This is a genomic window from Enterobacter sp. 342 (assembly GCF_036663495.1).
GTDB lineage: Bacteria > Pseudomonadota > Gammaproteobacteria > Enterobacterales > Enterobacteriaceae > Enterobacter.
In genome coordinates, this window is the sequence record NZ_JAWUEI010000044.1 from 17,686 (window position 1) to 27,095 (window position 9,410).

At 44.1% G+C, this 9,410-nt stretch carries 8 protein-coding genes and 2 pseudogenes; 9 read left to right on the plus strand and 1 reads right to left on the minus strand.

The window, feature by feature from the left end; translation table 11 throughout:
• Window positions 1–215: 215 nt before the first annotated feature.
• The 9 genes and pseudogenes from V6E55_RS22770 to V6E55_RS22810 all read left to right on the plus strand — a co-directional run.
• A complete protein-coding gene (locus V6E55_RS22770; RefSeq protein WP_108463263.1) occupies window positions 216–476 on the plus strand; it encodes a helix-turn-helix transcriptional regulator in 261 nt (86 codons plus the stop codon).
• On the plus strand, window positions 473–1,021 hold the full coding sequence (locus tag V6E55_RS22775) for a host cell division inhibitor Icd-like protein (protein WP_044265083.1): 549 nt from the start codon (window positions 473–475) through the stop codon (window positions 1,019–1,021). The genes V6E55_RS22770 and V6E55_RS22775 overlap by 4 nt, the downstream gene beginning before the upstream one ends.
• Window positions 1,021–1,245: a hypothetical protein gene (locus V6E55_RS22780; RefSeq protein ID WP_108463265.1), complete on the plus strand. Its 225-nt coding sequence runs from the start codon at window positions 1,021–1,023 to the stop codon at window positions 1,243–1,245. The genes V6E55_RS22775 and V6E55_RS22780 overlap by 1 nt, the downstream gene beginning before the upstream one ends.
• A complete protein-coding gene (locus V6E55_RS22785; RefSeq protein ID WP_023304676.1) occupies window positions 1,242–1,565 on the plus strand; it encodes a DUF5375 family protein in 324 nt (107 codons plus the stop codon). The genes V6E55_RS22780 and V6E55_RS22785 overlap by 4 nt, the downstream gene beginning before the upstream one ends.
• A gap of 14 nt (window positions 1,566–1,579) precedes the next feature.
• The gene (locus tag V6E55_RS22790; RefSeq protein WP_316943973.1) at window positions 1,580–3,913 is read left to right on the plus strand and encodes a primase-helicase zinc-binding domain-containing protein; all 2,334 of its coding nucleotides are present in this window, start codon (window positions 1,580–1,582) and stop codon (window positions 3,911–3,913) included.
• A 496-nt stretch (window positions 3,914–4,409) separates the two neighbouring features.
• Window positions 4,410–4,984: pseudogene (locus V6E55_RS22795) on the plus strand (integrase arm-type DNA-binding domain-containing protein); the annotation flags it as partial.
• Window positions 4,985–5,155: 171 nt separating this feature from the next.
• Complete coding sequence (locus tag V6E55_RS22800; protein WP_316943975.1) at window positions 5,156–5,902, plus strand: S1 family peptidase; 747 nt, start codon at window positions 5,156–5,158, stop codon at window positions 5,900–5,902.
• 79 nt (window positions 5,903–5,981) lie between these two features.
• Window positions 5,982–6,977, plus strand: a complete 996-nt coding sequence (locus V6E55_RS22805; protein ID WP_316943976.1) for a restriction endonuclease — start codon at window positions 5,982–5,984, stop codon at window positions 6,975–6,977.
• Window positions 6,978–7,179: 202 nt separating this feature from the next.
• Window positions 7,180–7,374, plus strand: a pseudogene (locus V6E55_RS22810) (tyrosine-type recombinase/integrase); the annotation flags it as partial.
• Between the two features lie 34 nt (window positions 7,375–7,408).
• On the opposite strand, the gene V6E55_RS22815 reads toward V6E55_RS22810, so the two are convergent.
• Window positions 7,409–9,157, minus strand: a complete 1,749-nt coding sequence (locus tag V6E55_RS22815; protein ID WP_316943977.1) for an ATP-dependent nuclease — start codon at window positions 9,155–9,157, stop codon at window positions 7,409–7,411.
• Between the last annotated feature and the right edge of the window lie 253 nt (window positions 9,158–9,410).

Here is a 9,410-nt window from a genome sequence, read left to right on the forward strand (position 1 = left end):
TTTTTATTCTTGATGCTCCTTATTATATTCCATAAAAGAATGTTTTGTTTTTGTCCGTTTCATACGGTTTTTAGCTGTTTTATTTTTTGAGAAATCAATATTTCACTCCAAATAAATAAAGCATGCGCGAGCCGCTTATATAAACATAATAAGGAGCTACCTGAATCCGGATGGAATTGCCCGGACTGTTGTAAACATATTAGAGAGGTAGCCAGATGAATAGTATTTCCGTTTCCACCCCGGCACCAGCTTCTCCGGTGCTCCCGGTTCCGGCTCAGCAGGAGCGCTTCATACGATTACCAGAAGTGATGCACCTTTGCGGGCTATCCCGTTCAACCATCTACGACCTTATCAGCCGCGATGCCTTCCCTCAGCAGATATCCCTGGGTGGAAAAAATGTGGCCTGGGTACAGTCGGAGGTCAGTGCATGGATGGCGGCGCGAATTGCTGCCCGCGAGCAAGGAGGCCATGCGTGAAACTGGCTTTGCCGTCTCATCTCCTTTTTTCTGGCTTGCGTCCTGATATCTTTTCCAGGTATAGTTTTCCTGCTGCCGCAAAATCGGCTGCCGGGCGTAGGAACCCGAGTTACTTATTGGCGACACCAGACGCGCCGTGCGTCTTTTTTTACGTCGTTGCTCAGGCACACCCATTTTTCGGGCTGCGGTGCTTATACCTTAGCCCCTTTCAGATAATGGTGGTCCGGGCGGGGCAGCCTTCGGGCTGGCCGGTTTCCAATAAGGCCGGTATTCCTACCCCCGTTCGGGTCACCACCCATGAGCGTAGGAACTCCGGTGGTGGCATTTACCGCTACTTATTGGAGGTTGCCCTTATGGCTACGATCCTCGCCCCATCACATCCTCAATTTATATTTGTTTTTGCCGCCGTTCGTCGTGCAGAACGTAAACCACGTATCAGTATGCTGCGTATCGTCGCCAGCAATGAGCATCATGCACGTCTTTCACTGGTCCATGAGTATGTGCTTTGCCTTGCTGCTCGCCTGCCTGTCCGGGAGGTGATCTAATGAATCACGCCGCAATCTCTTATGACGATATTGTCCGCCTGAAGCATCTTCGTAACGTGGGGGAGTTTGTCACCGGAATGGCTGTTCTTCAGGATTGCTACGAAAAACCTGCCGGTGCTCAATGTGAGCAACTGGTTTCCCTGATTTATCTGATGACAGAGCAGCTTGATGGCGTGGTACAGCGTTGCCAGGATGACCTGCTGAACATGGAGGTGGTGCAATGAAATCACGCACTCTTTCCCTTTCACTTCGGGTTGCGTTGTATCGCCGCGCGGTAGCCTGCGCATGGCTGAGTGCCTGCCATCAGCAAAACCGCCACCTGCAGCTGACTCTGGATGAAATTGAAACCGCTATTGCCCGTGAGCTTGAAGGATTTTATCTGCGACAGCACGGGCAAACAAAAGGCATGGAAATCGCCTGCGCCCTGCTTTCAGACCTGATGGAATCCGGCCCTCTAATGTCCTGTCCCGCACTCTCCCAGCTCGGAATAGCCGTAATGGATGAGTTATGCGTCCGTCACATCAAAAAGCCAGTTTTACACTGAGGGAGAACTGCATCATGTCAGGAATGAAAGTCAGTCAGGCCGTGAAGGCTGCCCGCGGTCACTGGGCTCAGATTCTGCCAGCGCTGGGCGTGAATATATTGAAAAATCGCCATCAGCCTTGTCCGGTCTGTGGCGGTAAAGATCGTTTTCGCTTCGACGATCAGGAAGGACGTGGAACATGGTTCTGCAATCAGTGCGGAGCCGGGGATGGTTTAGCGCTTGTCACCAGGGCACTGAATGTGGATATCAGTGAAGCAGCTGACAGGATACATGGAATGACACATGGCCTGTCTATAGCTAATTCCGAAGTCAGGACGTTAACCGCCGATACCGATAGCGGGAAAGATGCAGCGGCAGCGCTTGCCGCGCGACTGCTGCAAGCCTCGCGTGAATCTGCCGGAAATACTTATCTTACACATAAAGGTTTCCCGGAACATATTTGCCATGAGCTGACTTCAGCTCATAAAACCGGTGGGGTGATGTTCCGCCCCGGTGATTTGATCGTCCCGCTCTATAACGCTGACGGGGAGCTGGTGAATATTCAGCTTATCAGTGGCAATGGTAGCAAGTGTTTTCTTAAAGGAGGTCAGGTTAAGGAGGCCTATCATCTGATAGAAGGGGGCGGGAGTTCAGTAAGAAGAATGTGGATTACGGAAGGCTACGCCACGGCGCTTACCATTCATCATCTGACTGGAGAAGCCGTCATGGTGGCATTTTCGGCGGTCAACTTTCTTTCTCTGGCCAGCGTTGCCCATAAAAAGTATCGGGGGTATCAGCTAATTATTGCAGCGGACCGAGATCTGAATGGTTCAGGCCAGAACAGGGCTGAAGCTGCTGCAAAAGCGTGTCAGTGTGACATTGTGCTGCCACCGGTTTTTGGTGACTGGAATGATGCGCTTGCCCATTACGGAGAGGAATCCACCCGGAAGGCAATTCTTGAGGCTTTGAGGCCACATAACGCCAGTCCTTTCGACACGATGAGTGAAGCAGAATTCACAGCGATGAGTGTCAGCGAAAAAGCTCAGAGGGTTCGGGAGCATTACAGGGATGCGCTGGCGGTTGATCCGAACGGGCAGCTTTTATCCCGCTATGAGTCTGGGGCGTGGAAAGTGATTTCTCAGTCTGATTTTGCCCGAGATGTCGCAGCCCTTTTCCAGCGCCTCGGTGCACCGTTTTCCTCAGGAAAGATTGCCTCACTGGTGGAAACATTAAAGTTAATTGTTCCGCAGCAGCAAAATCCGGCACGTCATCTGATCGGTTTTCGTAATGGCGTCCTCGATACGCGAACAGGGCTGTTTAGTCCGCACTGTAAAGAGAAGTGGCTGCGTACCCTGTGTGAAGTTGATTTCACGCCACCGGTAAATGGGGAAACGCTTGAAACTCATGCCCCGGCATTCTGGCGCTGGCTGGACAGGGCAGCCGGGCGCAAGCCAGCAAAACGCGACATTATTCTCGCAGCGCTGTTTATGGTGCTGGCGAACCGCTATGACTGGCAGCTCTTTCTGGAAGTGACTGGCCCTGGCGGAAGTGGCAAAAGTATCCTTGCTGAAATTGCAACGATGCTTGCAGGAGAGGATAACGCCACCTCAGCGACAATTGAAACTCTGGAGTCCCCGCGAGAACGTGCGGCTCTGATCGGTTTTTCTCTTATTCGCCTGCCTGATCAGGAGAAGTGGAGCGGCGATGGCGCCGGGCTTAAGGCTATAACCGGTGGCGATGCAGTATCTGTGGACCCCAAATATCAGAATGCTTATTCAACACATATTCCGGCGGTTATCCTGGCCGTAAATAATAATCCTATGCGCTTCACTGATCGCAGTGGTGGTGTGTCTCGCCGGAGAGTTATTCTGCATTTTCCTGAGCAGATAGCACCGGAAGAACGCGATCCGCAGCTAAAAGATAAAATTGCTCAAGAACTTGCTGTGATTGTTCGCCAGCTCATGCAGCGTTTCAGTGATCCGATGAGTGCCAGAACATTGCTTCAGTCGCAGCAGAATTCTGATGAGGCTCTCACCATCAAGCGTGATGCTGATCCAGCATTTGATTTTTGTGGCTATCTTGAGGCATTACCCGACACCAACGGCATGTTTATGGGGAACGCCAATATTGTCCCGCGCCAGCCACGTACATATCTTTACCATGCTTATCTCGTATACATGGAGGCTAATGGCTATAAAAATACCCTCAGCCTGACAATGTTTGGCAAAGGGCTACCAGTTATGCTGAAGGAGTACGGGCTACATTATGAGAAGCGGCGAACTAATCAGGGAATGCAGACTAACCTCACTTTAAAAGAAGAGAGTAATGCAGACTGGCTACCCAAGTGCGATGAGCCAACAATAAAATAATTTGCAACTAACCCGGCTGATGCCGGGTTTTGTTTTCGCTGGCGCAAGAATGTAGAGTTATCTGTTCACTCTTCACCATACAGTTAACTTCTATTACCTTGATTTTGAATGATAAAAACCCTAAGTGAACAGTGTGAACAACTTATTTAAAAAAGATTTTTTTGTTTTTTGAATATAAAACGACCTATTTAGGGATGATTTTTTTTAAGTTAAATAAGTATTGCACCCCGCTATTGGTATACGCTTAGGTATACCAATAAAGAACATAAAAATAAATATACAATAAAAACAACAATATAATATACTAACTCAGACTCCGCCAGCCCACCAAACATTCATTCATGATGCATCATGAACCTTAAAAAAGCCTGTAACTTCAACGAGTTGCAGGCTTTTTTGTTGCATGTGTGGTCATGATCTCTGTATAAATCTTGACCTTTTGGCACCATGTTTAGCACCACGGTATCGTGGGGCTAAAAAAGCGTGGTGCTAAAACATGCCTAAGCAACTGAAACCCTTAACAAATGTGGATATCGCTGGCGCGAAGCCCCGTAGCACGGACTATGAGCTACGGGACGGTGAAGGCCTGTACTTACTGGTTAAGACTTCAGGGAGGAAGGCCTGGCATTTCGAGTATTATCATCCCGTCACCAAAAAGCGCACCAAAACCAGCCTTGGCCCTTACCCGGTCGTTACACTGGCCATGGCTCGCGAAACTCGCACGAAATACAGACGACTGCTCTGGCAGGGCATCGATCCTCGTCAACACTTAGCAGGAATAGCCGAAGAAAAACGCCTCCAGAATGAATGCACGCTGGAAAAAGTTGCTGAACAGTGGCTCAAAGAGAAAAAACGGACCAGCGATCTTAGCGAAGATCACGCCAAAGATGTCTGGCGCTCGCTGGAGATGCACGTCTTCCCTTCTCTGGGTAACACGCCCGTCACTGAGATCCGCCCGAAGATGCTCAAGGAACACCTCACACCGCTGGAAGAACAGGGCATCCTCGAAACGCTGCGGCGGTCATCTCACGACTCAATGAAATCTTCCGCTTCGCCATCTCAGAAGAGCTCAGTTAGATAATAGGTTTGGAAAACACGCACGCGCGTTTTTCCAGATGGTGAATTTCGCAAAATGCTGATAAGTTCATTGCATACAAATAGTTTACTGTACGCGCTCTCACTGGTCCAACAAGGTAAACGCGCATGCGCAATAATAAAATATTATGGCATTGAGAGGTAACTGTGAATAACTATACCCACTTATATCAAAGCTATAAGTACTCAATGGTTCGCATCACTGTTAGAACGCAGTTGGGAGACTTGAGCAATGGTTCTGCTTTTCATATAGGCGATGGATGGCTTGTAACAGCAGCTCATGTTGTGAATGACGGCAAAATCGAGGAAATAGTTTCAGAGTATTGCAGCCAATACTTGGAAATAGAAAAAATAATTTGCCATAGTGACGAACGGGTAGATCTAGCGATACTGAAAACAAATTTAGATCTTAATCACTACCTAACAAAAACTACTATACACGGTTCACCAGAAGGTTTTGTACAAACTGATCACATAGAGATTGGTGGCCACTTAGATGACTGGATAGGCGATGAGTTGGTCTTGTCAAAAGTTCTCCTTATGGGATATCCCCCTGTCCCGTTCTCTAGCGGCCCAGTTCTTCTCGCCTCTGAGGGTGAGGTAAATGCCGTAGTCGATAAATACAATGGTCCTCATCCACATTTTGTAATTTCGAATATGGGTCGTGGTGGCTACAGTGGCGGACCCGTTTTGAGCGAGTTCGGTTTCCTGCTCGGGGTTCTTACAGAATCCTTGGTAGTAAACAACCAGTCCGAGGAGTTTGGTTATTCCTCTGCTATATCGGTCGAACCACTACTGGTGCTTCTTCAAGAAAATGGGGTTTACCCTGGGAAAAATAGAGAAACTATAGAGGTTCTTCTTGAAGGCGCAGACCATTGGGATGATAAGACATAACAATCAATTGCAGCGGACCAAAATTTGCTGCGTAAACTTTGCCCGCTGAATTGGGCGTTATGCGTAAAAAGGAAAAGAAATGCACATCTGGTCGCCAAGGCAGCATTTAATCGACAATGTAATCGATCTAGTGGGTATTAAGTCAGGCTTGGCTATTAGTGAAAGCAAGGCATTTGCTTTCCTTGATGAACTATCTCCCGGTTGGTGGATTGGTGAGAAATCAGAAGTTATTAGAATAGACATGTTAGATTTCGAGGAGGCATTTATTCACCTAATGTATAAGGTTGGTGCGTTAAATGATGATGAAGATTTATGTGGTGTAGTAGTGAGGTATGTAAACAATAACCTTAATCTATTTAACATCGCTGAAACTGATATCATGGAGAAAATTGAAATCGTCTCAATGCTTCAACACCATCTTGTAAAAAATGCATTAGATAAAGAAGCATTACCGAAAGAATTTTCGACCTTACCAGGAATAGAAAACCTTGCCAAAGAGTTTAAAGACAGATATGTCTTTCATAACGAAATGCCAGAATCTGTCGATTGGAATGGAATCTTGCCTTTGGATGATCTATTTGACAAAGAATCCATCCCTAATGCGTCATCACCTGATTGCTATTTAGATCAACGCTATATTGATTATTTATCCTCACAAACCGACGAATTAGGTGATATTCACTGGAGGCAATTTGAATACCTCACTGGTGAATACTTTAAAAGACATGGATATGAAGTCGAAGTTACAGTGGGCCGTAGAGATGGCGGAATCGATGTTGTAGCTAAAAAACATGATCCAATTACTGGGCCAGAGATGATATTGGTTCAATGTAAAAAGTACTCAGAAAACAACCCAGTAGAAGTGGACTCTATAAGAGCTTTCTGGGCTACAGTAGATGATTCTGGTGCAACCAAAGGAATAATTGCAACAACAAGCAGACTCACAAGCGGTGCTAAAGATTACTGCAAAGCTAAAATGTATCGCCTTGATTCGGCAGACAATACAAATATTAAAGGCTGGCTGCAGAGCATGAAAACATCGCATAACAATGCATTACAGCGGACAAGCCGCTGAGTGCGGCGTTAAAACGGGCTTTACGCATAGCGCTCTCCTTCGTTGGCAGATTGATTATGACGGATGATCTCTAAATATTAATGGCACGATTATGCGGGATACTTACACAAGCCCTGTGGGCTTTTTTGTATCTGTGATTGTCCTGGAACATCCGGCTAAATCCGGTGATTATCGGTTTACGTTTAGGTATACGATAGAATGAGGCCGTCTAGTTGCATATGGTCTTCGTTCTATCGCAAGTACAGCGATGAATGAGGAAGGATTTAATCCTGATGCTATTGAAGCGGCATTAGCCCATAGTGATAAGAATGAAGTTCGTCGAGCATATAATAGTTCGACATACCTTGAAGCACGGAAAGAACTGATGGATTGGTGGGGTTTAGCCATATATAAATAAAACAGGCCGAGCATAAAATGCTCGGCCCACTAATTTAATGCGCCATTATTTCATTTAAATACTTGATAATAGGCACTTTATTTATATCTTGATGTGAGATGTTTGGCTTTAAAACATCCTTCCAGTACAAGTTAGCATTAAATGGTTTGCTTCTATCACCACTATCCACAAATCGCAAAAAGTCAGGGATACTAGCATCTTGGTGAGCTGGTTCAAATGTAATATTATGAGTTCGAAGCAACCCTATATTTCCGTTCATTGCAGTGCAGTCACTCCTATACTGTTCTGAAATTGTTTTCTGTATTCCAGAATCAAAATCCGCATTGCCGAATTGATCTATGCTAACTATTCCTGCCTTGTCCGTATCACAAATCACATGATATTTAATGTTAAACCTTGAGAATATTTTCTGATAAAAAGGAATATTATTAACAGTACCGCAATTCAATACAAATATAGTTTTATCTGATGGAACCTCTTGTAAAAAAGCTCTAGATATTATTTCTTCTGTCGGCCCCTCAATCAAAAGTACCTCATCAGCATAGAATGACTCACAAATATAAGGGTTGAATCTTAAAACCTCATACATTTCTTGTTTAAGTTCATCATTTGTAGCAATCCCTTTTGCATCCTTCAAAAATTGATCATTAATTTGATATGATTTAGTTCCGGCAGAGTTATTGACTAATCGTATTATCGAAGATTTAGGTTTTGAAAGATCTATCATAGAAGATGAATGCGAAGCGCAAAGTACTTGATATGGAAGATCTTCAGTACTCACCTGATAAATCAGCTCTCGAAGTTCTTTCACCATTCTAGGATAGAGAAATAGTTCTGGCTCCTCAAACAGAACCATGTAATCTTTACGACCCTGCCTTCTTTCAAAACGTTCAGCCACATCTCTCATCAATAGTAATGTGAATATTGCTGTCCTGATGGTTCCGTGACCTACACTGCTATAGCTTGATGGAATGTTTTCATCAAAATCCCCTTGGCTATTTTTTTTCATAAACTCAATCTCAAAATCTCTGCCGAGTTTATTCTCAGTCCATATCACTCTATCTTTTTGATCTTTGAAGCATATAGCAGTATCACCAAATATTTTATTGAAATATCCGTTAACTGAACTCTGATAGGTTTCAATTAATTCTGGATCATACATTTTATCTTGTAATTCTTTTATTTTATCCTGAGCTGCTTTTAATTCCTCAAGATCTGATGTTTTAAGTGTACTTTCAGCCATCATTTTTAGGATTTCATTGAGAATTTTCTTCGCTTCCTCCTCTGTTGGCATTGCTTTTATAAATACAGGTTTTGGTAAACAAGATTGGAAGACAGTATGCAAACCAACTGTTGCATACCCAATTTCGTCATATTCACCGCTCTCTCCTTTGCTATAATCAAAGGTATAGTTTTTGTCTTCTATTTTTGCTCCATCTTTTCTCCATACCTTCTTAATTCTTATATAATCATTATTTAAATATTTCTTATAGCTTTCCTTTTGCTTAGGTGCTTTAGCTTCTATTCTTTCTTTATCTAATTCATCAAGCTGAACTTCTAACTCGAACTCAATGGAATTATTACCATCTCGTTTAAAAAAATCATCGATGATAGGTTTTTCATTACTATAAAAAAACATATACGCTTTTAAAAAGGTTGATTTACCAGCATTGTTTGCTCCGTAAATAAAAAGTGTATTGGTATCTTTGAAAATTATTTTATTATTATCAATGCCACCAGAAATAGTTCTAAAGTTATTCACACCAAAAAAAGATATTTTCATATAACTCCCTTAATATGATCAATGCCGTTTGTAGTCAAAAACGCTCACCTAGCAGCATATTAATATCAAATAAAGACGAAGCGTGGATATAAGCCAATGTTAATTTTGTGAATTCATTAGCGATTTATCCGAAAATAATAGTGCCCGCAATCACAATCATATTGTGAAATTAAAAACGGCTTTGTTGAATAAATCGAACTTTTGCTGAGTTGAAGGATCAGATCACGCATCTTCCCGACAACGCAGACCGTTC

Excerpts from the sequence above, each read along its gene's own strand:
- V6E55_RS22780 (WP_108463265.1), top strand. The coding sequence starts at position 1,021 with ATGAATCACGCCGCAATCTCTTATGACGATATTGTCCGCCTGAAGCAT.
- V6E55_RS22805 (WP_316943976.1), top strand. The coding sequence starts at position 5,982 with ATGCACATCTGGTCGCCAAGGCAGCATTTAATCGACAATGTAATCGAT.
- V6E55_RS22815 (WP_316943977.1), bottom strand. The coding sequence starts at position 9,157 with ATGAAAATATCTTTTTTTGGTGTGAATAACTTTAGAACTATTTCTGGT.
- V6E55_RS22770 (WP_108463263.1), top strand. The coding sequence starts at position 216 with ATGAATAGTATTTCCGTTTCCACCCCGGCACCAGCTTCTCCGGTGCTC.
- V6E55_RS22785 (WP_023304676.1), top strand. The coding sequence starts at position 1,242 with ATGAAATCACGCACTCTTTCCCTTTCACTTCGGGTTGCGTTGTATCGC.
- V6E55_RS22790 (WP_316943973.1), top strand. The coding sequence starts at position 1,580 with ATGTCAGGAATGAAAGTCAGTCAGGCCGTGAAGGCTGCCCGCGGTCAC.